This is a genomic window from Geomonas sp., assembly GCF_035254065.1.
In the GTDB taxonomy this organism is placed as follows: domain Bacteria; phylum Desulfobacterota; class Desulfuromonadia; order Geobacterales; family Geobacteraceae; genus Geomonas.
Map to the genome: position 1 here is coordinate 1 of NZ_DATFBA010000280.1, position 24789 is coordinate 24789.

Here is a 24789-nt window from a genome sequence, read left to right on the forward strand (position 1 = left end):
GGAAGAAGCTGGTCGAGTTCCTGGAGTGGGAACTGAAGCATGGCCAGAAGATGGCGAGCCAGCTGCTCTACGCGCCGCTGCCGGCCAACGTGGTGAAGATGCTGGAGAAGACCGTCAAGACCATCCGCTAAGGCAGGAAAACCGCCTGGCCGGTGTCCGACCTCCCACGGGGAATCGACGCCGGCCAGGCTTTTGTTATGACATAACCCTAGACCTATCGAGGCTCCGCCGGCGGCGGAACCCTCGTGCCACGAGACCCGTTATGCAACACGCCAGTACCTCGACCCTGTCCGCTCCGCCCACGGAGAGTACTTTGCTTACCAAAAACGCCAAACCGATCCAGCGGGAGAAGAGAATCAACGGCGACCTGATCTTCAGGTGGGTCACCGCCCTCTTCGCCCTCAGCATCCTGGCCATTTTGGCTCTCATGCTGTTCGAGATGGCCAGGCAGAGCCTCCCTGCGCTTGAGACGTTCGGCTGGAAGTTCGTCACAACCAGCGAGTGGGACGCGGTGGGAGGAGTCTTCGGGGCCCTTCCCTACATCTACGGCTCGGTGGTCTCCTCGGTCTTTGCCCTGCTTTTGGCCACGCCGCTCAGCATCGGCGCCGCCCTCTTCATCACCGAGATCTGCCCCAAGAGATGGGGCGCCATCATCGCGCCGCTGGTGGAGCTCCTGGCCGCCATCCCCTCGGTCATCTACGGCCTGTGGGGGGTGCTGGTCATGGCCCCCTGGCTGCAGTCCACCGTCGAGCCGTGGCTCATCGAACACCTGGGGTTCATCCCCCTCTTCCAGGGTGCGCCCTATGGCGTCAGCATGCTGGCGGCCATCTTCATCCTGATGATCATGGTGGTTCCCATCATCACCTCCATCACCAAGGAAGTGCTGCTGGCCGTGCCGCAAAACCAGAAGGAAGCTGCCATCGCCCTGGGCGCCACCCGCTGGGAGACCATCAGGACGGCCATCCTCCCCTACGGCAAGTCCGGCATCCTGGGCGCCGCCATCCTGGGGCTCGGTCGCGCGGTCGGGGAGACCATGGCGGTCACCATGGTGATCGGCAACGCTCCCAAGATATCCCTGTCGCTGCTCGCCCCGGCCTACACCATGCCGAGCGTGATCGCCAACGAGTTCGCGGAGGCGACCACCAAGCTGCACAGCTCGGCGCTCATGGAGATCGGCCTGATCCTGCTGATCGTCACCCTGATCATCAACGCACTGGCGAGGCTATTGATCTGGAGCGTCTCCAAAGGGCCGGGAGGTGCGGCATGATGCAGAGCGTAGCGTTCCGCAAGCTGAAGAACCACCTGGCGACCTTTCTGATGTTCGCGGCAACCGCCGCCGTCCTCATCCCGCTGGGGCTCATCTTCTTCCACATCGTGAAGATGGGGATCAGCTCGGTGAACCTCGACTTCTTCCGGGAGATCCCCAAGCCTCCGGGCGAGGTGGGCGGCGGCATGGCCAACGGCATGGTGGGCTCCCTGGTGATGATCGCCATGGCCTCGCTCATCGGCCTCCCCATCGGCATCTTCGGCGCCATCTACCTGGTCGAGTACGGCGGCAGCAAGGTCTCCACCACGGTCCGCTTCGCGGCCGACGTCCTCTCGGGGACCCCCTCCATCATCACCGGCCTGGTCGCCTACGCGCTGCTGGTGGTGCCCCTGAAGGGGTTCTCGGCGCTGGCCGGCGCAGTGGCGCTCGCCCTGATCATGATCCCCATCGTGCTGCGCACCACCGAGGAGCAGCTGAAGATGGTACCCGGAACCCTGCGCGAGGCCTCGCTGGCCCTCGGGGTTCCTTTCTGGCGCACCAGCCTCAAGGTCACTCTGAGGAGCGCCATGTCCGGGGTCACCACCGGCATCCTGCTGGCCATCGCCAGGGTGGCAGGGGAAACCGCGCCGCTGCTGTTCACCGCGCTGGGCAACCAGTTCTGGACCAAGAAGGTCACCGAGCCCATGGCCGCCATACCGCTGCAGATCTTCAACTTCGCCATCTCCCCCTATGAAGACTGGCACCGGCTGGCCTGGGCGGGGGCACTGGTCCTGGTCACCGTCATGTTCACGCTGAGCCTCACCGCCCGCTACTTCAGCAGGGGAAGACACAGCGGCTAAGAAAGACAGGGGGGCGACTCCCTACCTTGCAGAAGACTGGTGGGAGATGATGCCACCGTACCAAAGCTCGTCGCCATCGATACGGCGCAAGCGATCACCTATAAGGCGAAAACAATGGCTTACACCAACGTGAAACTCAAGGCTGAAAGCGCTCCGCTGTCCATCAAGGTACAGTTGGAGGACGTGAACATCCACTTCGGCAAGACCCACGCCGTGAAGGACATCAACATCGATTTCCCCGAGCACAGCGTGACCGCCATCATCGGCCCTTCCGGCTGCGGCAAGTCCACCCTGCTCCGATCCATCAACAGGATGCACGACCTGGTCCCCTCCGCCCGGGTGAGCGGCAAGATCCTCCTGGACGGCGGCGACATCTACGACAGGGGTGTGGACCCGGTCTCCATCAGGCGGCGGGTGGGCATGGTCTTTCAGAAGCCCAACCCCTTCCCCGCCATGTCCATCTACGACAACGTCATCGCCGGCTACAAGCTGAACGGGCGCATGAACAGAGCCGAGGCGGACGAGATCGTGGCGACCAGCCTGAAACGGGTGGCACTGTGGGACGAGGTGAAGGACCGCCTGAAGACCAACGCCATGAACCTCTCCGGCGGCCAGCAGCAGCGTCTCTGCATCGCGCGCACCATCGCAGTCAAGCCCGAGGTCATCCTGATGGACGAACCAGCCTCCGCCCTCGACCCGATCTCGACCCTGAAGATCGAGGAACTGATCGAGGAACTAAAGGAGCGCTACACGATCATCATCGTCACCCACAACATGCAGCAGGCGGCCCGCGTCTCCGACTACACCGCCTTCCTCTACATGGGCGACCTGATCGAGTGCGGCGAGACCAAAAAGATCTTCACCAAGCCGGAGCAGAAACAGACCGAGGATTACATCACCGGGCGTTTCGGCTAGCAAGGGAATGAAAAGGCACGGTTTCGCTTGCCAATCCAACCTTATCGGTTAATAAGTAGTCAGTAATAATTACTGGATGATTCCGGGAGACGTTTTAATGGAGAGAGAACACTTCAGCAAACAGTTCGACAACGAACTCAACGAGATACGGGAAAAACTCCTGGAGATGGGGGGGAAGGTGGAGGCGATGATTGCCAATGCCATGCAGTCCCTGGTGGATAGAGATTCCGAACTGGCGCAGAAGACCATCGCCTTCGACCACGAGATAAATCACCTGGAGATGGAGATCGACGAGAAATGCCTGGAGGTGCTGGCCCGCCGGCAGCCTGCGGCGCGGGACCTCCGCTTCATCACCCTGGCGCTAAAGATCGTCACCGACCTGGAGCGAATCGGCGACCAGTGCGCAAACATCGCCAAGCGGGTGAGGGAATTGAACCAGGAACCGAACCTCAAGCCGTACATCGACCTCCCCCGGATGGCGCAGGCCGCCTCGGACATGGTCAAGCAGGCGCTGGATGCCTTCGTGCGGGGCGACGAGAACCTGGCGATGAAGGTCTGCCAAGACGACCAGGTGGTGGACGACCTGAACGAGCAGATCCAACGCGAGCTTTTGACCTTCATGATGGGCGACCCGACCACCATCGCCCGCGCCATCAAGGTCAACTACATCTCCAAGTGCCTGGAGCGGATCGCCGACCACGCAACCAACGTGGCCGAGATGGTCATCTTCATGGTGAAGGGAAAGGACATCCGCCACACCATCGCCTGATCCTTCCCGCCGTCACAAGCAGAAAGGGGCGCACCCGCCAAGGATGCGCCCCTTTCTTTTTCCGCATTACTTATCATCTCCCATTCTCAGGTCCCCCCCTTGTTAAAGGGGGGACAGGGGGGATTTGCTCTTGTAGAAACGCTATGCAGCGCCCGCCACTGAGAACTCTTTATGGCACCCTCCGCAGCAAACTGTCCCTCCACCCGTCTTGACCCAGGGGGTCAGATTCCTGGAGTCACACCACTCGCAGTACCAAACATAGAAGTCACCTAAAGTCATCGTCGTCATATCTTTCTCCTTTTCTCTTTTATATGGGAGAAAGATAGCGCGCAAGTATTACGACTTCGTTACAGGTATCTAAAGCTCTGGTGAAGCATTAGCCCAACTTCACCGTACTGCTTCACACTGCGTTTACCACGTTTTGAGGTTTCCCGGCCAGGAAGGCGGCAATGTTCTCGGCCGTGGTCGCCATCAGCCTGCGTCTGGCAGCCAAGGTCGCCCAAGCGATGTGCGGCGTGATGAGACAGTTTTTTGCGGTGATGAGCGGGCTGTCGGAGGGAATGGGCTCATGGGCGGCCACGTCGACCGCTGCACCGGCGAGGGCGCCGCTGTTGAGGGCATCGGCGAGGTCCTGCTCGTTCACGAGCCCGCCGCGCGAGGTGTTGATGATGAAGGAGTGCGGCTTCATCAGCGCCAACCGCTCCCTGTTCACCAGTCCTTGGTTCTGGGTGGTCAGCGGGCAGTGCAGGCTGATGACGTCCGCCCTTCGGAAGAGCTCGTCGAGGGAGAGCCACTCCACCGGGAGCCCTTCGGGAGCGACCCGATGGGTAGGGTTGTAGGCGACGATCTCCATGCCGAGGGCGTGGGCGATGCGGGCCACCCTCGCCCCGATGTGGCCCAGCCCCACGATCCCCATAACCTTGCCGGCCAGTTCGGTCAGCGGATCTGCCACGAAAGTGAAGTCCCGGGAACGGCTCCAATCGCCGCGTTTGACCGCCTGATCATAGCAGCCGACCATGTTGGTGAGTTCCAGCAGCAAAGCCGTGGCGTGCTGCGCCACCGAGTCGCTGCCGTACTCCGGAACGTTGCAGACCGGGATGCCGAGTTGCGCCGCCTTCTCCACGTCCACCACGTTATAGCCGGTCGCCAGCACGCAGATCAGCCTCAGCTGAGGCAGAGCAGCCAGGGTCTGAGCGGAGAGCTTCGTCTTGTTGGTCAGCACGATCTCGGCCCCGGCGCAACGTTCCAACACCAGCTCATCCGGCGTCCGGTCGTGCACGGTCAGCTCGCCATGCCGGCCGACAGCATCCCACGGGTTATCTCCCGGATTCAAGGTAAAGCCATCGAGTACCACGATCTTCATATTCAAGTTGACTCCGGAATCGTCGTAGGGGCGGCCCCATGCGCCGCCCTGCCCTTGGCAAGCAGTAAGGTGACCCACACGGTAAGGGATTATGGTTACCAGATGTGACCTGGTTGGGCCGTTCGTGCTGAGCCTGTCGAAGCATCAGCACCAACTTTCCCCGTCTTTGTAGCCGTAAAGGTTGCCACGCCCTTCGACAAGCTCAGGGTGAACGGCGATTTTGACCGGTAAAGCAAGAAACAAACCGGACAACACTGGACCCACACGGGGTCCCCTACCATAAGCATCGCTTCAGTGCACCACGGCTCCGCCGGAAACCACGAATTTGACCGCTTCTTCAACGGTCATGCCGCTCTCATGCACCTCCGATTCCCTGAAGAAAAGGGCGAAGCCGGAAGTGGGATTGGGCATGGTGGGGACGTAGACGACGATCAGTTTTTCGCCATCGCGCACCACCTCTCCGGTGACGAAGCCGATGGCCCGTACGCCGCCCCTCGGCCATTCGACGAAGACGGCGCGCCGGTACGAGGTCTTCCCTTCCCGGAAGACCTGGGTCAGCTGCTTGCTGGAGGAGTAGATCGACTTGACCAAGGGAATACGGGAGAGCTGTTCGTCGGCCCACTTGAGGATGCGAGTCCCCATCACGTTGGTGGCCAGCACGCCGGAGAGATAGATCACCAGGAACCCGGTCAGCATGCCGAGCCCCGGGATATGGTAGTCCCGGTGGATGAAGAAGCTGAACAGCGAGTCCAGGTAGGCGCCGAGAATGCCGTCGGCGAAGTTGAAGAGAAACTTGAGAATGAAGATGGTGATGCCGAGCGGCACCACCACGAAGAGGCCGGTAATGACTTTGCCCTTTACGTGCCTGACCAACCGTTCCATCGACGCCTCCTCTGGGTATCGAATGCGTTATGCATCAGGGCAGGGCCAAAGTCAACGATTTTACAGCTGGAACCGCATCGACCACCCCAACGGCTTTACCTGAGTGCCTGGGCCGAGAACAGCTCGAAAGCGGCCTCCTCCCCCACCGTGGCGACCACGGTCTCCATCCCCTCCGACAGATAACGGGCAAGATGATCAGGGCGGTGGGCGTCGCTCCCCACGCAGGAGTAGATCCCCTCCTTCAGAAAGACGATGGCCCGCTCCTTGATCTCGCTGCCGTAGATGCCGGCGAAGCTGCCGAGATTTCCCTGATAGCGGCATCCCGCCTCACACAGTCCCACTATCAGCGACCCGCTCAAATCGTGCTTCTTCGGCTTCCCCCTCAGGAAGGAAAATGCCCCGCGGCTGCCGGTAGCGGGACCTGGATCGAAGACGTTGCACCTCTCCGGGTGCGCGATCAGGGGGCTCATGCCGCGGTTGATGAGGCCGAACACCATGGCGCTGACCAGCTCCGGCGCGGAGCGGAAGGGAGCCTCCACCAGGAGATGACGGGAGACGCCGGTGGTCAGCGCGCCGGGCAGCTGATCGACCAGGAACTCGTCGAGGTAATGCTCGGTCCCCGCAACCAGGGAGAGATCGATCCCCTCCTCATGAACCAGACGCTGCAGCAGGCGGGTGGCCTGCCGGACCTTTTCCGGCTCGTTCTCGTAACACCCCTTTATCCTGTGCGGAGTACAATGCACCACGTCAAAACCGGACCTGGCCAGGATGCGTGCCATCGCTACGGACTCCTGAGGATCTGTCGAGCCGTCATCCAGGGAGGGAAGCAGGTGGCAGTGGTAATCGACGAATGCTTTTTTCATACCGGTCTCTGTCAAAGGATTAATGGGGGAATGTCAGTCCTATCATTTTATCGATAACAAGTCAAAGCGGCATGTACAAAGCCGAACAGCTGAATCAGTGCTCAGTCTGGGAGATGCCAGCTTTCTCCAGTCAGGTTGCCATCTGCGGCACCGCAGGTACAATGAATCATCGTCACGAGGTGCCGCAGTGGAAAAGGGATTTCTCAAAGATGCCCTGCTATCCGATTTCCTGGAGACGCTTCGCCCGTTTGGTGAGCTGCACGGCCCTACTGTCAACGAGCAGGGGGTGACCGCCTTCGCGCCCATCGTTTCCACGTCTGACCTATGCCTCGACCACCAAAGGACGCAGATCCCTCCCAAGAAATACCTGCTCCCCTTCAGGGAGAAGATCCTCTTCTACGATGATGCCGGCTACCGCACCGCGGCCACCGAACCTCCCGACATCGTCCTCTTCGGTGTCCACCCCTGCGACCTCGCGGGCATCGCCTACCTCGACCTCGTTTTCCTGGGCCTTGAAGACGATCCTGCCTACGCCCGCAGGCGCTCCGCCCTCACCCTGATCGGCATCTCCTGCAGGCCCGACGATTTCTGCTTCTGCACCGAACCAGTCCGCGGCGGCCGATGCGACCTCTTCTTCTCCACAGCCGAAAGAGGCTTCGAAATCAGCGCCTTCAGCAAGCGCGGCCGTGAAATCCTGGATGCCGCGAGCCCGCTGATCCTTCCCTCCCCGGCAGAGGCAGACCACCGCGATCTTCCTTGCCCCATCCCCCCTCAAGACCCGCAACTCCGATTCTCGGACAACCCGCTGTGGGAGGATTTTGCCGAGCGCTGCGTCTCCTGCGGTGCCTGCTCGGTCTGTTGTCCGACCTGCTACTGCTTCGATGTCAGGGAGTACCCCTCTCTCGCCGGAGGGGGGTACCGTTTGAGGGAGTGGGACAACTGTCTCTTTGTTACTCACGGGGAGGTTGCCGGAGGGAACTTCCGCGCCAGCAGACTGGAGCGCTTTCGCTACCGCTTCCTCCACAAGTACTGCGGGTTCTCGCCGCTTGAGGGGATCTCGTCCTGCGTCGGCTGTGGCCGCTGCCGCCAAGCCTGTCCGGTTGACATCGACCTGCGGGAGCTCATCGTGACCGGGGAGATCCTGCCATGAATGCCCCCCTGGCGGCCACCCTTACCGACAAGCGGGAGCTCTCGCCTGATACCGCCCTCTTCTCCATCCAGCTCGAGGAGGGGGCTTCCCAGGCGCTCTCCGCCTTCATTCCAGGTCAGTTCGTCCAGCTTTCCGTCCCTGGTGGGGGGGAGGTCCCCATCTCTCCCGCCGACGTCCCCACCGCAGGAGGGAAACTGGACCTCTGCGTCCGCCGGGTGGGACACGTGACGGAGCTCCTGCATAGTGCAAGAACCGGAACCCGGCTCGGCATCCGCGGCCCCTTCGGGACCGGCTTTCCCATCGAGGAGATGGCGGGACGTCCCGTCCTGCTGCTGGCCGGAGGACTGGGAATCGCGCCCCTTCGCTCGCTCCTTTTCCACCTTTTGAGGCACCAGGAACAGTTCGGGCAGGTCACCCTGATGTACGGAGCGCGCCAGCCCAAGCTGATGCTCTTTCGCGAAGAGCTGGCAGAGCTGGCCGGCAAGAGCGCGCTGCGGCTGTTTTTGACGGTCGACTTCGCGCCGGAGCTCCCCACCGGGAACTTCAGCTGCACCGTCGGTCTCCTCCCCGACCTCCTGAAGGGGTTCAGCTTCGATGCCGGGCGAAGCTACGCCGCGGTCTGCGGCCCACCTCCCATGTACCGATGCCTCATGCAGGAGCTGGAGGAGGCTGGTCTCCCCCCGGAGCGGATCCTGGTCAGCCTGGAGCGGCGGATGCGCTGCGGGGTGGGACGCTGTTGCCACTGCGCGATCGGCCAGAAGCTCTGCTGCACCGATGGCCCGGTATTCCGGCTGAGCGATCTGAAAGGGATACCGGAGGCGTTATGAACAGGCCGAGGCTCGCCATAGCCGGACTCACCGCCTGCTCCGGCTGTCAATTGACCCTCATGAACTGCGAGGAGGAACTCCCCCTCATCGCCGGCAAGTTCGCCATCGACTACTTCCCGATGGGAGAGAGCATAGCAGAACCGGAGGGGCTCTACGACGCCGCCATCGTGGAGGGGGCCGTTTCCACACCGGAGGACCACGCCCTCCTGTTCAAGCTGAGGAACACCAGCCGGCTGCTGGTCGCCTTCGGGACCTGCGCCCTCTTCGGCGGGGTGGCCGCCATGAACAACGCCAGCGCGGACCGCGCCGAGATGCTCGCCAGGGTGTACGGAAGATCGGCGAGCGAAATCTCCTCCTTCCAGCCCGGCCCGTTCGAGAAGTTCGTCAGCGTCGATTTCGCCATCACCGGCTGCCCCCCCGAGAAGCCGGACCTCCTCGCCCTACTCGGGGCGCTGCTCGCCGGCACCCTCCCCCCTGCCCCGTGTTATCCGGTCTGCACGGAGTGCCGCAGCAGGGAGAATCTCTGCCTGCTTTTGGAGAGGAATCAGTTTTGCCTGGGCCCGGTCATCCAGGGGGGGTGCAATGCGCGCTGTCCCGCCACCGGCATCGCCTGCGAAGGATGCCGCGGCCCGGTGCGGGAGGCCAACGTCGCCCAGGAACTGGAGCTCCTCCTGGAGCGGAACTTCGGTCGCGACGAGATCGAGCGGAGGTTGAGCCGCTTTACTCCGGAGTGGAACTATGGGCAGCGTCGTTGAGATAAAACCGTTAACGAGGGTGGAGGGGCACGGGAGCCTCAAGGTCTTCCTGGACGGCCACAGGGCCGAACGGGTCGAACTCCGCCTCACCGATTCGCCGCGGCTCTTCGAGGCGTTACTGATCGGTAAAGGGTACCGCGAGGTCCCGGACATCGTCTGCCGCATCTGCTCGCTCTGCTCCACCGTCCACAAGGTGACCGCCCTCACTGCGGTGGAAAGGGCGTTGGGGATCGAGGTATCGGAGCTGACCAGGCTGACCCGCGAGCTGATCACCGCCGGGGGGATGCTGCAGGACCACGCCCTCCACCTCTACTTTTTGCTGCTCCCGGACCTGATGGGGGAGCGCGGGGTCAGCGGGCTGGTCGCCCGGGCTCCGGAAACGGTGAGAAGCGGCCTGCGCATCAAGCGGGTGGGGAACCTGATCCAGGAGACGGTGGGCGGCAGGCTGATCCACCCGGTGAATATCACCGTGGGGGGCTTGGGGCAAAGGGTCGGCAAGGACGCGCTGCTGCGTCTAAAGGACGAACTACTCGCCATCCTCCCCGAGTGCCGGCAAAGTTACCAGCTATTCAGGTCACCCGTCCCCTTCCCGCCGCTCCCCGAGCCGGCGTACCTCGCGCTGCATCCCTCTCCCTCTCCTATCTCCGGTGAGCTGCTTCGAAGCTCGACCGGCTCGCCATTCGCCATCGAGGAGTACCGCGACCATGTCGTGGAGACGGTGCTCCCCTATTCGTACGCCAAGCATGCGCGGGTGGACGGAGAAGAGCCGACGGTGGGCGCTCTGTCACGGCTCAATCTGGGAGCTGTGCTCGGCGCCGAGACAGGGACCGTCTTCACCGAGGTGAGGGCCGATCTGATCGGATGCGACATCCGCGGCAATGTGCTGGCCCAGGCGATAGAACTCAGCCAAGCCGCCGAGCGCGCCCTGCAAGTGATCGACCTCCTGCTCGAGCTGGGCAGCGAGGGTGAGGGGACCGTCGAAATCACCCCCTCGGCCGGCAAAGGTAGTGCCGCCAGCGAAGCCCCGCGCGGGGTACTGATCCACAGCTACGGCTTCGACCAGGATGGCCGCTGCACCGAGGCGGACGTGATCACCCCGACCTCTCTCAACCAGGGAGCGCTGGCGCGGGACCTGCTCGCGCTGGCCCGCGGCATCGAGGGGTGCACCGAGGCTGAGCTGCGAAAGAGCCTCGAGCACCTGGTCCGCTGCTACGATCCCTGCATCTCCTGCTCAGTTCATCTCATAGAGCTGTAGCCCCTTTTGTCACAGATCACCAACTTCCTCACAACCCACCGTATCTCCACCTCTGCGAGCCCCGGCAATCTCATTAAATGTTTAATGTAGCGTGCTTTTCTCTCAAAAAAAATTTTCAGCGGACGTTGACAGGAAATCGGCCATTGATAGAATATTGCACTGTAGCGCATGACAATGCGCGGGCTCCGGAATTGACAAGCCAAAGCGTTTGCGGTCCCTGACTACCTCTCAAACTAAGCTCTCCGGTTTCAGTCGTGGTGTGCAAGCCCTCAACGCTGGCAGAGGGAAGCCTGAAGCGACTTACCGGGACATGTTGCGACGCCGGTCAGTAATCCAGTCAAACGCTCGACATTCCGGGGCACTATTGGCGCCCTGCCGGACAACGCTGAAAGCGACTTATCTCATCCGCCAGGTGGTCTCACCACCACTTGAAAAAGGGGAACCGAACCGGAACCAATCAGCTGCGCGGCCGACAACGGGCGGGCAGTTCGACCTCCGGGAGGTTTCAACCGACGGATTGGTAGAAAGTGTCCTGACAGCGCCAATGCAACAAAAAGGTCCATGAGCAATCCATGGACCTTTCTTATTGTGGAGCACACTTCCTTCCAGCAAATCGGCACCGCATCATAACTAGCCGATCTTTTGTCTTTTTCACTCTCACGAGCCGCCTTCAGACAACCGAGAGTCAGCGTTTCCTTTCTTCCACAAAAGCTGTGGAAAAGTCTGTGGGAAAGGGCCCGTCCGACTGTCGCGTCAGCGACACTTTCGGGTCGTCTAGCTTTTTGCACAAAAAATAGGCACCGCCTCGACGCCACGTAAAAAGGCCCCGACCAAACTGTCGGGGCCTTTTTACGTTTCAACCGTCCTGCAGAGGGAACCGATTACCCTTTCAAGCCGGCTTCCAGGTTGGGATAGAGCAGCTCGATCCCCAGTTCTTGCAGCATCTTACGGTTATCGACCACGCGAGATTCGGAGAAATACGAGATCATCAGCGGCGTCATCACCCGGCGCGCCTCCTCCATGGTCACCTGGGCCGGCCTCGGAAGACCAAGCTTGTCGGCCGCGGCGTTGAAGTAGTCGGTCATGGTGGTCGGGGCGCCGTCGCTCACGTTGAAGATGTCCCCGTCTTTCCACTTCTCCAAGGCCGCCAGGCAGATGCGGGAGAGGTCGTCGGCATGGATCCGATTGGTGGGGTGCGACTCTTCCTGCCTGAGCACCGGTTGGCCCGCGCGCAACTGCATGACCGGGAGGCGGTCCGCTGCATAGATGGCGGTTACCCTGAGGATCACCACCGGAACGCCGTGCGCCTTTCCCCATTCCAGGAACAGGTGCTCTCCGTGCAGCCGCCTCTTCCCCCTGCTGGTCTGTGGATTGGGCTCGGTCTCTTCGGTGACCACGGCTCCGCCACAATCCCCGTACACGGCAGTGGTGCTGATGTAGACGATCTTGGCGGGCTCCTCACCCGCGGATATGGAGTTGCAGAAGTTCCGAACCCGGGTCTCCTCGTTACCGCCCCCGGGAGGCGGCGCGAGGTAGATCACCTGCGCTCCCCGGGTGGGAAGAGCCTTCAAGGTGACGACCTCGTCGAGATTCCCGGTGAAGTGTTCAGTGCCGCCCAGGCCGGCCTCCCCCCTGTTGAAGGTGGATACCGTTTCGCCCTTGTCCAGGGCCAGCATAGCGACACGACGCCCGATCGCGCCGCAGCCGATGATCAGCAGATTTCCCATCGTTAACCCTTTCTCCATCGTATGTTTCCGCACCCTTACGGTGCGCGGCCTCCTATTTCTCTACCAGAAAGCGTGTGGAGCCGCCAGCAAAAACAGCGTCCCCGCTCTCCCCGGCCCAGAAGGTCTACTCTTCCTACCCACCAATCATCGTCCGCTGCCCCCCCTTTTACCCTCGCCCCTTTAGGGGAGATGGTGGCCGAAGGCCGGGTGAGGGCGTATCATCCCGGCAAAGCGTCCCCGCTCAATCATCCCTTACCCTCAGAGACGGGGGGAGTGGTAGTTAGCGGAAAATGGTGAGCTGTGCTACAGTTAACCATCGAGACGGGCCCCTCCCATGAGAGGAGTGGACAACTTATGCCTACCGGAGGGGAAAAATGCGGTACTCGCCGCTGCTGACCGACCTTTATGAACTCACCATGCTGGCCGGCTACCTGGAACAGGGTATCCACGAACAGCCGGCGGTCTTCGACCTGTTCTTCCGACACAACCCCTACAATGGCGGTTACGCCATCTTTGCCGGCCTGGAGACCGCCCTCTCCTATCTGGAGGAGCTCTCCTTCAGCGCTGATGACCTGAACTACCTGGAGGGTCTGAAGATATTCCGGCCGGAGTTTCTCTCCTACCTGCAAGGTTTCCGTTTCCAGGGGAGCATCACCGCTCCCGCCGAGGGCTCCGCGGTCTTTGGACGTGAGCCGCTCATCACCGTGGAAGGTGGACTGGCCGAGGCGCAGTTCGTGGAGACGGCGCTTCTGAACATCGTCAACTTCCAGACGCTGGTGGCGACCAAGGCGGCACGGATAAACGGTGCCGCCGCCGGCGCGACGGTGCTGGAGTTCGGTCTCAGGCGGGCGCAAGGGCCGGATGGCGGGCTCTCGGAGGCGCGCGCCGCTTACATCGGAGGGGTACGCAGCACGAGCAACGTCCTGGCGGGTAAGACCTTCGGCATCCCGGTGATGGGAACCCATGCCCACAGCTGGATCATGTCCTTCCCCGACGAACTCACCGCCTTCAGGAAATACGCGGAGGTGTTCCCCGACAGCTGCGTGTTGTTGATCGACACCTACGACACCCTGAAGAGCGGGCTCCCCAACGCCCTGGTGGTGGCGGCCGAGCTGCGGGAGAAGGGGCATGCCCTGGCAGGAGTGCGCATCGACTCGGGCGACCTCGCCTATCTTTCCCGGCACGTGCGTGCTTCCTTCGACCAGGCCGGCTTCCCTGCCGTCAAGATCGTCGCCTCCAACGAGCTGGACGAGCACGTGATCGAGTCCATCCGCTCGGAAGGCGGGCGGGTGGACATCTACGGGGTCGGCACCCGGCTGGCGACCTGTGCCGGAGAGGGAGGCGGCGCCCTGGGCGGGGTGTACAAGCTGGTCAAGGTGGCAGACCAGCCGAAGCTGAAGATAACCAGCGATCTCTCCAAGGCGACCCTGCCGGACCGCAAGAGGGTGTTGAGGGTAGTGGCGCCCAATGGCGTCTTCATCCAGGATGTGATCACCCTGGAGGGGGAGGAGATAGCTCCCGGGAGCATGGTCTACGATCCCGCCAATCCCCTGCAGCGCGTGAGGATTCCGGCGGACGCCCGTTTCCTCGAGGTAAGAAGCCTGGTGATGGAAAACGGCGTCAGGTGCGCCCCTTCCCCGCCACTTGCAAGCGCGGCGGATTTGTGCGCCGACCAGTTGCGCCGCCTCCCGGAAGGGTGCCAGAGGCTCGTCAACCCGCACATCTACAAGGTTTCCATCAGCCCCCAGCTGAACGCGCTGAGGCTGAAGATGGTGGCGGAGATAGAGGGGAAATTTGCCTGATCACCCGGCGCACTTTTGTAAGGAGGCATCTATGCTAAGCAGAGCGGCACTGCTGGTGGTCGATGTGCAACGGGATTTTTGCCCGGGTGGCGCGCTCCCCGTCCCCAAGGGCGACCTGGTGGTTCCCGTCCTCAACCGCTACCTCCAGCTGTTCGCCCGCAGGGGGTGCCCCATCTTCGCCTCCCGCGACTGGCACCCTCGTGACAGCACCCACTTCCAGGAATTCGGCGGTGGCTGGCCCGCGCACTGCGTGCAGGAAAGCGAGGGAGCGAAGTTCCACCCGGAACTGCTGCTGCCCGAGGAGACCATCGTGGTCTCCAAGGGGATCACCCGCTGGGACGAGGGCTACTCGGCGCTGCAGGGTGTGACCGCCGACGGCGTGACCTGTTCCGAGCTCCTTCGCAAAAAGGGCGTGATCAGGCTGTACGTAGGGGGGCTCGCCACCGATTACTGCGTGAAGGCCAGCGTCCTTGAGGCACTTAAAGAAGGATGGCAAGCAACCCTCTTGAGTGACGCCATCCACGGGGTCGATCTGAAGCCTGGCGACGCCGAGCGCGCCGTCGCTGAAATGGTCGAAGCAGGGGCAGAGCTGGCCACCCTTGAATCGATCGGCGGTTCCCTTATCACGGAGAGCGCCTGATTCCCTCACCCCTCCTGGCCGCCTCCCATCCCCCCATACGACAAGGTCATACAAAAATATGCTCCCCTCAAAAATCAACCAGATAACGGGAATTCTTTTTGACAGCGCCGGCGAAACGCGCTAGATTACGGCACATTAAAAAGCGCTAGCGGGAGTCTTTCATGATAGCTAAGACGAACAACCTGAAGATCAAGAGCATCACTCCCATCATCGCGCCTACCGACCTTCGGCAGGTGTTTCCCTTTTCGGAGCAGTCGGGCGCCTGCGTCACCGCCAGCCGCGCCGCGATCAACCGGATCCTGAGGGGTGAAGACAGAAGGCTGATGGTGGTGGTGGGACCCTGCTCCATCCACGATACAAAGGGTGCCCTGGAGTATGCGGAGCGCCTGGCCGCGCTCTCCAAGGAGGTCTCCGACGAGCTCTTGCTGATCATGCGCGTCTACTTCGAGAAGCCGCGCACCACCGTGGGGTGGAAAGGGATCATCAACGACCCGGACATGAACGGCACCCACCTGATCTCCAAGGGGTTGGGGATCGCCCGCGGCCTCTTGTGCAAGATCACCGAGATGGGGCTGCCGGTGGCGACCGAGATGCTCGACCCGATCTCCCCCGAGTACCTGGCGGATCTCCTCTCCTGGGGCGCCATCGGCGCCAGGACCACCGAATCGCAGACCCACCGCGAACTCGCCAGCGGCCTCTCCTTCCCGATCGGCTTCAAAAACGGCACCGACGGCAATCTGCAGATCGCCATCGACGCCATGAAGGCGGCTCTCCATCCGCACAGCTTCCTCGGTATCAACAGGGACGGGCTGACCTCCATCGTGCAGACCAACGGCAACCCCGATGTGCACATGGTGCTGCGCGGCGGCAAGAAGCCCAACTACTACCCCGAGGACATCGCCAAGGCGGAGGAGATGCTGACCAAGGCAGGGCTCACCCCCACCGTGATGGTCGACTGCAGCCACGGCAACTCCGAGAAGAAGTACGACAAGCAGCCGGCTGTCCTGATGAACGTGGTCGAGCAGATCGAGGCCGGCAACCGCTCCATCTCGGGGGTGATGATCGAGAGCTACCTGAAGGACGGCAACCAGCCGCTCACCGACGACCTCTCCAAGCTCGCCTACGGCGTCTCCATCACCGACAGCTGCATCGGCTGGGAGACCACCGAGAAGGCGCTGCGCGAGGCGCACGCCCGGCTGAAGGCCTGTGGCGGGAGAAAACTCTCGTAACCTGGCACGATTTCCACTATACTGACCGAACACCGCGAAAAGGGGCTCCCGAAAGGGGTGTCCCCTTTTCTGCTTTTATCTCCTCAGTTACAGCCGCCGCTACTCCCCCTCAGGCACAAAAGGAAGTCACGCAGGACCTATGAAAAGAATCGCCATAACGACCCTGGGCTGCAAAATCAACCAGTTCGAATCCGCCGCCATGACCGAGGCCCTCCAGCAGGAGGGATACCGGATGGTCCCCTTTTCCGAAATAGCCGACATCTACGTGATCAACAGCTGCACGGTTACCGCCAAGACCGACGCCGAGTCCCGCCGCCTGATCAGGCGCGCCACCCGGCTGAACCCCGAGGCGCGCGTGGTGGTGACCGGATGTTACGCCCAGATGGCGGGCGATGAGCTTTTGAGCGTTCCGGGAGTGAACCTGATCCTGGGCAACAGCGAAAAGCGGGACATCGTCAGCTTCGTGAGGGAGATGGGTGACCAGCCACTGGCGGTGGTCTCCGACATCTCGCAGGAGAGGTCGGGACAGGGCGCGCGCCTGGAGAGCTTCGCCGAGCACACCCGCGCGTTCCTGCAGGTGCAAAACGGCTGCGACGCCCGCTGCGCCTACTGCATCGTCCCTTTCGCGCGCGGCACCAGCCGGAGCGTGACTCCCGATGAAGCGCTGGAGGCGATGGCATCCTTCGTGACACAGGGATTCAAGGAGATCGTCCTGACCGGCATCCACCTGGGTGCCTACGGGCTCGACCTCGCCCCCCCCACCGACCTGCTGGGGCTACTCAGGAAGGCGCAGGAGCAGTCCCTGGTGCCCCGCCTGAGGATCGGCTCGGTGGAGCCGACCGAGGTCCCCCCGCAACTGGTGGAGTTCATGGCCACTTCCCGCATGGTCTGCCCTCACCTGCACCTGCCGCTGCAAAGCGGCTCCGACGGCGTACTCTCCCGCATGAACCGCGGCTATGACACCTCCCTCTATCGCGAGGTGGTGGACTCCCTGGTACAAGCCATCCCCGACATCTCGATCGGCGCCGACCTGATCGCCGGTTTCCCCGGCGAAACCGAGGAGGAATTCGAGGAAACCTGCCGGTTCGTCGAATCGCTCCCGCTCGCCTACCTGCACGTCTTCCCCTTCTCGGTCAGACCGGGCACGGCTGCCGCGGCCATGAAGCCGCAGCTACACCCCAAGCTCATCAAGGAGCGGGCGGAACGGTTGCGGCTTCTTTCGGAAAGAAAACGGGACGCCTTCGCGGAGAGGTTCGTGGGGAGGGAACTGCCGGTGCTGGTTCAGCGGGATAAGGGGCTGACCAGAAATTACCTGCCGGTACTGATCGAGGGAGTTGAAGAACTGGTCAACAGCGAGGTGACGGTGTTGATCACCGAAGCGCAGCATGGGGAACTGGTTGGCCGACTGGCCCAAAAAGGCTAAAGGGTGAAGGTGAAGGTGGCTCCCTTGCCGACCTCGGCTTCCGCCTTCACTTTGCCACCGTGACGGCTGATGATCCTGCTTACCATGGCGAGCCCGATGCCTACGCCGGCAAACTCCTGCTGGGTGTGCAGCCTCTGGAAGGGGGCGAACAGCTTTTCTGCATAGTTGAGGTCGAAGCCGACGCCATTATCCCTCACCGCGAAGGCCGGCTCCCCATCCCACTCGGTGGTGATAAACTCCACCACCGGCCGTTCCGTCTGCAGGGTGAACTTCCAGGCGTTGGAGATAAGCTGTTCGAGGGCCAGCTTGATCAGCCGCGCATCTCCCCTTCCCACCGCCCCTTCAGCCACTGTCAGCTTCACCTCGCGGCCGGGATTCCTGGCGGCGACTTCGGCGCCGACCTGTCTGGCGAGGGCGGATAGGTCGAGCTGGTCGATCTCCAGCTGGCTGCGGCCGACGCGGGAGAGTTCCAGCAGCGCATCCATCATGTCCAGCATGCGCCGGCAGGACTTCTGGATGCGATCCAGGTATTGATGGCCAGTGGGGCTCAGGGTGTCGGCACAATCGTCCGCCAGGGCTTGGCTGAAGCCGTCGATGTGGCGCAGGGGGGCGCGCAGGTCGTGGGAGACCGAGTAGCTGAGCATCTCCACCTCGTGGGTGGCGGCCTCCGCCTGCCCGGTTACCGCCGTGAGCTTGCGCTCCAGCGCCTCGTTCAGCTTCGCCAGCTGGTCGTTCGCTTCCGAGAGGGCCTTCAGCTGCGCCTCCAGTTCGCCGCTCGCCACCTGCAGGTCGTTTTTCATAAGATCCTCTTCCAGCACAGGGCTCACGCCCTACCCCGCTTTGTTCACCCTCGCCCACCGAAAATGATAGCGATTTTAGGCGGTTTCGCAAGAGGCGTCGCGCACGGAATGGCGTGCCGCTCCTCTTCCCTGGATTATAGCCCGTTTCATGGGCGCGCGTCCCACCATTATCACTTTGACAAGATTAACGAGATTGATTATCGTTTGAGACCTTTGTAACGGCGGCCCCACAGCTCTGCTGGGAGCTGGCCAGCCGCCGTCTGTCATGTACTTTGCACGTTGAATGAGGGCTGGTACCCATGCCGTTTCGCTGGGACGCAAGAGAACACGTCGCCCAAGGGCGTTACTTCTTAAAATGGCTGGTCCTCGTCGCGCCGGTTGCCGCCGCCATCGGCGCCGCCTGCGCGTTTTTCCTCTGGAGCCTGGAAGAAGTCACCCGCACCAGGCTGGACAATCCGGACCTGCTCTTCTTTCTCCCGGTGGCCGGCGTGTTGATGGCCGCCCTGTACGGCCGCTTCGGCAAGTCCGCCGAAGGGGGGAACAACCTGATCATGGAGCAGATCCATGAACCGGGAGGGGGCGTGCCACGCAGGATGGCCCCCCTGATCCTGCTCGCCACCCTGGTCACCCACCTGTTTGGCGGCTCGGCAGGCCGGGAGGGAACCGCGGTGCAGATGGGGGGGAGCATCGCCAGCGCGTTCGCCCGCTGGTTCCGCCTCAACGACCACGACGTCCGCATCCTGCTCATGGCGGGCATCGCAGGCGGCTTCGGGGCGGTCTTCGGCACTCCGCTGGCCGGGGCGGTCTTCGCCATGGAGGTGCTGATCGTCGGCCGCATGACCTACGAGGCGCTCATCCCCTGCCTGATCGCCGGCATCGTGGCCGACGAGACCTGCGGCGTGCTCGGCATTCGGCATACCGCCTACCAGATCACCGCAGTCTTCCGCAACGCCTCAGAGGCCGCCTCCCACGTGCGGCACCTCGATCCCCTGCTGCTCGCCAAGGTGGCCCTGGCCGCGGTCGCCTTCGGTCTTGCCAGCGTCTTGTTCGCCGAACTGCAGCACAGCATCAACCACCTGTTCAAGACCTTCGTGCGCCGCCCGCTGCTCCGTCCCGCCATCGGCGGCTGCCTGGTGATAGGCCTGGTCTACCTGATCGGGACCCGCGACTACCTGGGCTTAAGCGTCAGCTCCAACGACCCGCACGCCGTCACCATCCTCTCCTGTTTCAGCCCGGGCGGCGCCACCGACTGGAGCTGGTGGTGGAAGATCCTCTTCACCGCACTCACCCTGGGATGCGGCTTCAAGGGTGGCGAAGTCACCCCCCTCTTCTTCATCGGCGCGGCCCTGGGCAACGTTGCCGCGCGGGTGCTCGATGCCGTCCCACACACCGACCTCTTCGCCGGACTCGGCTTCGTAGCCGTCTTTGCCGGGGCGACCAATGCTCCGCTGGCCTGTACCATCATGGGGGTGGAACTGTTCGGCGCGGACGCCATGGTCTATATCGCCGTCGCCTGCAACCTTGCCTACCTCTTCAGTGGCCACACCGGCATCTACCTCTCCCAGCGGATCGCCGTGCCGAAAACGGAAGGAGTGTCGCTGCCGCAGGGCGCTTCCCTCAGGTCCACCCGTGAGCATGCGCCGAGCGTTGCCGAACGCTTCCTCAGGCTCCTGAAGACTCCACCGGCGCGATACGAGGACCTGCCCGAAGGTCAGCAGCGGCCGGAAGCCGATGAATTCCGCCGCTGAAGCAGGCAAGCTCCCCCGCAGGGGACTGGCTCCGCAGGGGACTGGCTCCGCAGGTGCCTGTCCCCTTTCAGCACTTTCTCGAAAGTCCACTTTCTGCCCATCTCCCCCGTTCATCCTGTGAAACCAGCCGGAAGTCTCCAGCAACTCCAGCAACTCCGCAACCAAGTAACGATCTCACGTCCCCCCTTGATAAAGGGGGGAGAGGGGGGATTTGCTTCTAGGTCTTAACTCTCCAACCGCCGCCCCCACCCCTCCCCATCGGAGGGCCCTCCTACCGGCGAATTTTTCCTCTTCAAACACCTTTTTTGCCACAATAAAAATCACACACCTGCAACTGATTTTCTGTTGCAGGTAGCCCCCTCGCTGCCCCTTTTTCTATTGGCATCTTCTCAAAAAAACGTTATGCTCCCGAATCCTTTGCCTACCGAGCACATGCAATGAAGGAGGTTCAGACACGATGAAAAGATGGTCCATGGGAATCATTTCGGCACTCATCACGCTGCTGTTCTGTGGCAACGCCTTTGCCACCGGCACCATCAAGATTGGAGGGCTCTTTGCCGTGACCGGTCCGGCCGCCTTCATTGGTGACCCGGCGAAGAAAACCCTGGAGATGTTGGTGAATGACACCAACCGCAAGGGGGGCATAAACGGTATCAAACTGGAGACGGTCATCTACGATACCGGAGGTGATCCTACCAAGGCGGTCCAGCTGGCCACCAGGCTCATCAAGGACGACAAGGTTAATGTCATCGTCGGCCCTTCCACGACCGGTGAAACCATGGCGGTCATCCCCCTGGTCGAGAAGGCAAAGATCCCCATGATCTCGAGCGCGGCAGGTGGCAAGATCGTAGATCCCGTCAAGCACTGGGTCTTCAAGACCGCCGCCAGCGACCATATCGCCGTGCAGAAGCTCCTCAACTATGTGCACAGCAAGAATCAGAAGAGGATCGCTCTCTTGACGGTTTCTGACGGATTCGGCACCTCCGGCCGCGAACAACTCAAGGCATATGCGGCAAAGCAGGGTTTCACGGTCGTGGCAGATGAAGTGTTCGGCCCCAAAGATACCGATATGACCCCGCAGCTGACCAAGATCCGCGGCATCAAGCCCGATGCCATTATCGCCTGGGCCCTGAACCCCGGGATGTCGATCATCACCAAAGAGGTCAAACAGCTCGACATCAAGGTCCCGCTCTACATGTGCCACGGCGCTGCAACCACGAAATACCTCGAGTTGGCCGGTGATGCCACCGAGGGTGTGATCCATCCGGCCGGGAAAATGGCCATCTACGACTCCCTTCCCAAGTCGGATCCCCAGGCCAAGCTGCTCAAGGACTACTACCTGGAGTATAAGAAGCTCTACGGCGAGGAAGCCACCACCTTCGGCGGCTACGCCTACGATGCCTTTCAGTTGATTGCCTCTGCTATTAAAAAGGGGAACACCACCCCCGAGCAGCTCAGAAACGGCATCGAACAGGCAAAGAACCTGCCCAGCGTCTCCGGCATCTTCAACATGAGCCCCAAGGACCACAACGGTCTCGATCTTTCCTCCCTGGCGATGGTCAAGATCACCAAAGGGAAGTGGGTCATGATCACCAAGTAGCACCCCCTCTCAGCACGCCCATAGTAACAGGTGTACTGAGCTAACCAGTACGGACGACAAGCCGAAAGAACCGCGAGGACATACCCTCGCGGTTCTTTTTTATCGTAAGCCGTTTCGTAACAGCCGCTTATGTACCCTGAGGCTGCGAGGCCCGCAGACGCGTGACGCAGGGGCAGTTCGCAGGATCACGGTCGCCAACGCTGTCGAGTTTCAGGCCGAGCCAGTTGTGTACCTGCGTTACGTCGAACCCTGCCAGTCGTTCTTCCCCCGCTTGCATCAGTGGGCGCACGATGAACAGCGGCTCGTCCACCATGAGTCGGAGCGCCTCCTCCGCTTCGAAGGTGGCAGGCACTACCTCGCCGGACTTGACCTTCGGATGTGCAGGATTGAACCACTGCACCACCGGCCGTTCGCCGAAGAAGAGCGCCAGGGTTTCCTCGCGCCACGGCTCGCTCAGCAGATCGCGTACCACCAATTCATGCCCCGACGCGATCAAGATCTCCTTCTGCCGTGCGTTCCCCTGACATCCCGGTTTCTCCCAGAATATAATCGTCGCCATCGTTTCCCTCCCTGATCCCGGCCGCGCACAACGAAAAAAAGCCCGCCTTACCTGAGTAAGCCGGGCTTCGTTGCATGGCCTTATTTCCGTCGCTTAGACTATATACAGCGATACCACTACAGGGAAGCGGAGGTACCCCCGCCCCCGCCAACCCGCGTTGCGGGACGGGCATCTGGGTCATCCCTGCCCTTTCTCAATCTCCCCGAAGTATCTCGCCACCACCTTGGTGTGCATTTCGAAGCCAAGCTCCATCGGTCGGTCAATCAGCACGACCTCTCGAGTCTCCTTCGAGGAGAAGGGTTTGAGTATGCCGGCTGGCTGCGGCCCGGCAAGGCTGAAGATGAGCAGTGTCCCGTCCAGGCCGGTAAGCGCATCGTAGAGCTTCAGGTCACCTTCGGCCAGGTCGATGCCGGTTTCCTCACGCAGTTCCCGTTTGCCCCCTTCCTGCCAGCTCTCACCCAGGTCGAGATACCCTCCCGGCAGGGTGATGGTCCCTTTGCACGGTTCGATGTTTCTCCTGATGCCGATCAGCCCGCCAATGACCGGCACCAGCACCACGACCACCGGGACGGGGTTCAGGTAGATCCTATTGCCGCAGTGGGCGCACTCCCGCGGCCACACGGACTGCTGGTAGGGCGTCCCGCACCAGGAGCAATAGCTGTTTCTTTGGTACATCTAGAAGTCCAGCCCCTCATCCCCTGCGCATTGGTCAATGCGTGGCCCTTTCCCGAACTCAGTCATGTTTTTCCATATCTGGGTGCTGCCCAAAACCACCACCGCGGAGACGATGATTATTACCGACCAAAGACCGAAGTTTCCGTAGGAGAGATCCGGCATGTTAGCCCCCTTGCCGGCTGAAGAAACCGCTGTGGCGCGGACGAGATTTTCTTCAGTCGCGCTGCCGTCGGATGTATGGGAATTATTAGTACCGCTGGTCTCATTATATCATGAAGAGCGTCTACCAGAGGTTGGCTTACTTCGAGCTGTCAGCTGTGCAAGTGCTTCAGCATCTCCGCGGTGCGCTCGACGTCGGCCAGGTCCTTGAACTCGCGGTAGCCGTCGACGCCGTCTGAATCGAGGCCACGGTAGTAGCGGGGACGCTTTGCCTTCAGGCCGGAGATCAGCTTGCCGGAGGCGTAATCGGCGCTCTCGATCTCGCGGGCGGTGAACTGCAGCTCCAGCACGATGCTGAAGCCGAGTTGGAACAGCCGCTTCAGCGGCTCTCCGGTGAGCAGGATCGCCGCTCGCCCCTCGTCACCGCCGGTCAGGCTTTCCAGGGCGATGTTGAGATAGCCGCAGACCCGGTCCAGGATGCCGACCATCGATTCAGGCTCCTTCACCGCGGTCCCTTCGGCCACCAGTGCGCTGTTCACCAGGTAGTTCAACTCCTGTAAAAGGGTGGGCGAGTCGGCCAGCGCCAGTGCGCGGAAGAGCAGGGTCTCTTCCCGGGGGAGGATCGGCACCAGTTGCCCCCCCTCCCCGGCCGGGGCCAGCTGCTTGTCCCCGTGCACCTCGAAGTTGTCAGGATTCACCCGTGCATAGATGGAGACCGCCTCTTCCAGCGGCGGGAATCCCAGGTCCTCCAGGCGCCCGGACCTAAATCTCAGACACTGCTCCTCCATCTCAACGTCGACGTCCCCCTTGATCCCTTCCATGAGCGCCGTGTACAGCTCGTTGTCGAGCTTGATCAGCATCGAGACGAAAGAGCCGATCAACTGGCTGTGCTTGGGGTTCTTGAAGGTCAGCATGAAAACGCCGTCGAAGGTGTGGTCGTAGTCGGCCAGCCGCTCCTCGTCGTTGGACTGGTCGCCGATGCCGCCTCCCACCACCAGCTCACGGCTCAGGAAGAGCTGCAGGAACTCGAAGTCGAGATGCTTCAGCAACTCGTGAATGCGGGGCTCCCCACCTTCCATGAAATGGGCCAGCCAGTGGCAGGCCCTTTCCTGGGAGAAGGTCCAGCCTTCCCACAGCTCCATGTCCAGGATGAATACGCACTGCTCCGCCGACGCCAGTTGCAAAAGCTCCACGGCGTCGTTCTCCCCCACCTCCTTCATCAGCCAGAAAAACTCCTGCGGCTCCAGCGAGGCGGTCAGCCTCTTCCCTTCGGAATCGGAGATGATCAGATTCAGCTTCTCCTTGGCCCCCCTTTGCCTTAGGTAGCTGCGCTTCTCAGCGAGGGGAAGCGAGTGGAAGGCTTCCGCCGACTTTTGCAGGGTATCTTGTTTCACCTTTGACAATTCTCTTACTCCTTTCCAAATACGTAAGCCCCGTGAGGGGCTGAAAGACAAACATGTGCCAAGCATCCGGCAACCCCGTCAAAGACGAGGCGACCAAATACACTATAACAAATCGGCCTGAAGCGGGTGTAGCTTATAC

At 61.8% G+C, this 24789-nt stretch carries 22 protein-coding genes and 1 pseudogene; 15 read left to right on the forward strand and 8 right to left on the reverse strand.

What is annotated here, in order from left to right:
- The 5 genes and pseudogenes from VJ604_RS12860 to phoU all read left to right on the forward strand — a co-directional run.
- Window positions 1-131 (forward strand): annotated as a pseudogene (locus VJ604_RS12860) (phosphate ABC transporter substrate-binding protein PstS); the annotation flags it as partial.
- 182 nt (window positions 132-313) lie between these two features.
- Window positions 314-1267, forward strand: a complete 954-nt coding sequence (gene pstC, locus VJ604_RS12865) for a phosphate ABC transporter permease subunit PstC (protein WP_414652433.1) — start codon at window positions 314-316, stop codon at window positions 1265-1267.
- Window positions 1264-2106, forward strand: coding sequence for a phosphate ABC transporter permease PstA (pstA, locus tag VJ604_RS12870; RefSeq protein WP_324083125.1), 843 nt, complete (start codon window positions 1264-1266; stop codon window positions 2104-2106). Before pstC ends, pstA begins: the two co-directional genes overlap by 4 nt.
- Window positions 2107-2262: 156 nt before the next feature.
- Complete coding sequence (gene pstB / locus VJ604_RS12875; protein WP_324083174.1) at window positions 2263-3021, forward strand: phosphate ABC transporter ATP-binding protein PstB; 759 nt, start codon at window positions 2263-2265, stop codon at window positions 3019-3021.
- A gap of 97 nt (window positions 3022-3118) precedes the next feature.
- Window positions 3119-3790, forward strand: coding sequence for a phosphate signaling complex protein PhoU (phoU, locus tag VJ604_RS12880; RefSeq protein WP_324083127.1), 672 nt, complete (start codon window positions 3119-3121; stop codon window positions 3788-3790).
- Window positions 3791-4190: 400 nt separating this feature from the next.
- Here phoU and VJ604_RS12885 read toward each other — a convergent pair whose 3' ends face one another.
- The 3 genes from VJ604_RS12885 to VJ604_RS12895 form a co-directional block, all read right to left on the reverse strand.
- Window positions 4191-5153, reverse strand: a complete 963-nt coding sequence (locus VJ604_RS12885; protein ID WP_324083128.1) for a D-2-hydroxyacid dehydrogenase — start codon at window positions 5151-5153, stop codon at window positions 4191-4193.
- Between the two features lie 291 nt (window positions 5154-5444).
- Complete coding sequence (locus VJ604_RS12890; RefSeq protein ID WP_324083130.1) at window positions 5445-6035, reverse strand: DUF502 domain-containing protein; 591 nt, start codon at window positions 6033-6035, stop codon at window positions 5445-5447.
- Between the two features lie 95 nt (window positions 6036-6130).
- Entirely contained in the window at window positions 6131-6898 is a 768-nt protein-coding gene (locus VJ604_RS12895) for a tyrosine-protein phosphatase (protein WP_324083132.1), read from the reverse strand.
- 187 nt (window positions 6899-7085) lie between these two features.
- On the opposite strand from VJ604_RS12895, the gene VJ604_RS12900 reads away from it, so the two are divergent.
- From VJ604_RS12900 to VJ604_RS12915, 4 genes are read left to right on the forward strand one after another with little or no spacing between them, the layout of a single operon-like run.
- Window positions 7086-8048: a 4Fe-4S dicluster domain-containing protein gene (locus VJ604_RS12900; protein ID WP_324083135.1), complete on the forward strand. Its 963-nt coding sequence runs from the start codon at window positions 7086-7088 to the stop codon at window positions 8046-8048.
- Window positions 8045-8875, forward strand: coding sequence for an FAD/NAD(P)-binding protein (locus VJ604_RS12905; RefSeq protein ID WP_324083138.1), 831 nt, complete (start codon window positions 8045-8047; stop codon window positions 8873-8875). The genes VJ604_RS12900 and VJ604_RS12905 overlap by 4 nt, the downstream gene beginning before the upstream one ends.
- Entirely contained in the window at window positions 8872-9630 is a 759-nt protein-coding gene (locus VJ604_RS12910) for an NADH-quinone oxidoreductase subunit B family protein (protein WP_324083140.1), read from the forward strand. Before VJ604_RS12905 ends, VJ604_RS12910 begins: the two co-directional genes overlap by 4 nt.
- The gene (locus tag VJ604_RS12915) at window positions 9614-10885 is read left to right on the forward strand and encodes a Ni/Fe hydrogenase subunit alpha (RefSeq protein WP_324083142.1); all 1272 of its coding nucleotides are present in this window, start codon (window positions 9614-9616) and stop codon (window positions 10883-10885) included. The genes VJ604_RS12910 and VJ604_RS12915 overlap by 17 nt, the downstream gene beginning before the upstream one ends.
- Window positions 10886-11766: 881 nt before the next feature.
- On the opposite strand, the gene VJ604_RS12920 is transcribed toward VJ604_RS12915, so the two are convergent.
- Window positions 11767-12612, reverse strand: a complete 846-nt coding sequence (locus tag VJ604_RS12920; RefSeq protein ID WP_324083144.1) for an SDR family oxidoreductase — start codon at window positions 12610-12612, stop codon at window positions 11767-11769.
- 374 nt (window positions 12613-12986) lie between these two features.
- On the opposite strand from VJ604_RS12920, the gene VJ604_RS12925 reads away from it, so the two are divergent.
- The 4 genes from VJ604_RS12925 to mtaB all read left to right on the forward strand — a co-directional run bounded on the left by VJ604_RS12925 (window position 12987) and on the right by mtaB (window position 17706).
- Window positions 12987-14414, forward strand: coding sequence for a nicotinate phosphoribosyltransferase (locus VJ604_RS12925; RefSeq protein ID WP_324083146.1), 1428 nt, complete (start codon window positions 12987-12989; stop codon window positions 14412-14414).
- Between the two features lie 31 nt (window positions 14415-14445).
- On the forward strand, window positions 14446-15054 hold the full coding sequence (locus VJ604_RS12930) for an isochorismatase family protein (protein WP_324083148.1): 609 nt from the start codon (window positions 14446-14448) through the stop codon (window positions 15052-15054).
- A gap of 164 nt (window positions 15055-15218) precedes the next feature.
- The gene (locus tag VJ604_RS12935; RefSeq protein WP_324083176.1) at window positions 15219-16283 is read left to right on the forward strand and encodes a 3-deoxy-7-phosphoheptulonate synthase; all 1065 of its coding nucleotides are present in this window, start codon (window positions 15219-15221) and stop codon (window positions 16281-16283) included.
- 139 nt (window positions 16284-16422) lie between these two features.
- On the forward strand, window positions 16423-17706 hold the full coding sequence (gene mtaB / locus VJ604_RS12940; RefSeq protein ID WP_324083150.1) for a tRNA (N(6)-L-threonylcarbamoyladenosine(37)-C(2))-methylthiotransferase MtaB: 1284 nt from the start codon (window positions 16423-16425) through the stop codon (window positions 17704-17706).
- On the opposite strand, the gene VJ604_RS12945 is transcribed toward mtaB, so the two are convergent.
- Window positions 17703-18506, reverse strand: a complete 804-nt coding sequence (locus VJ604_RS12945; RefSeq protein ID WP_324083152.1) for a sensor histidine kinase — start codon at window positions 18504-18506, stop codon at window positions 17703-17705. The genes mtaB and VJ604_RS12945 overlap by 4 nt on opposite strands.
- Window positions 18507-18805: 299 nt before the next feature.
- Here VJ604_RS12945 and VJ604_RS12950 point away from each other — a divergent pair, with 299 nt between their 5' ends.
- Window positions 18806-20254 (forward strand): chloride channel protein, encoded by a 1449-nt coding sequence (locus VJ604_RS12950; RefSeq protein WP_324083154.1) that lies wholly within the window; start codon window positions 18806-18808, stop codon window positions 20252-20254.
- A 457-nt stretch (window positions 20255-20711) separates the two neighbouring features.
- Complete coding sequence (locus VJ604_RS12955; protein WP_324083156.1) at window positions 20712-21854, forward strand: ABC transporter substrate-binding protein; 1143 nt, start codon at window positions 20712-20714, stop codon at window positions 21852-21854.
- A 127-nt stretch (window positions 21855-21981) separates the two neighbouring features.
- On the opposite strand, the gene VJ604_RS12960 is transcribed toward VJ604_RS12955, so the two are convergent.
- The 3 genes from VJ604_RS12960 to VJ604_RS12970 all read right to left on the reverse strand — a co-directional run bounded on the left by VJ604_RS12960 (window position 21982) and on the right by VJ604_RS12970 (window position 24641).
- Entirely contained in the window at window positions 21982-22413 is a 432-nt protein-coding gene (locus VJ604_RS12960) for a thioredoxin domain-containing protein (RefSeq protein WP_324083158.1), read from the reverse strand.
- Window positions 22414-22590: 177 nt separating this feature from the next.
- A complete protein-coding gene (locus tag VJ604_RS12965) occupies window positions 22591-23088 on the reverse strand; it encodes an NUDIX domain-containing protein (protein ID WP_324083160.1) in 498 nt (165 codons plus the stop codon).
- A gap of 311 nt (window positions 23089-23399) precedes the next feature.
- Window positions 23400-24641: a DUF6178 family protein gene (locus tag VJ604_RS12970; protein WP_324083162.1), complete on the reverse strand. Its 1242-nt coding sequence runs from the start codon at window positions 24639-24641 to the stop codon at window positions 23400-23402.
- Window positions 24642-24789 lie beyond the last annotated feature (148 nt).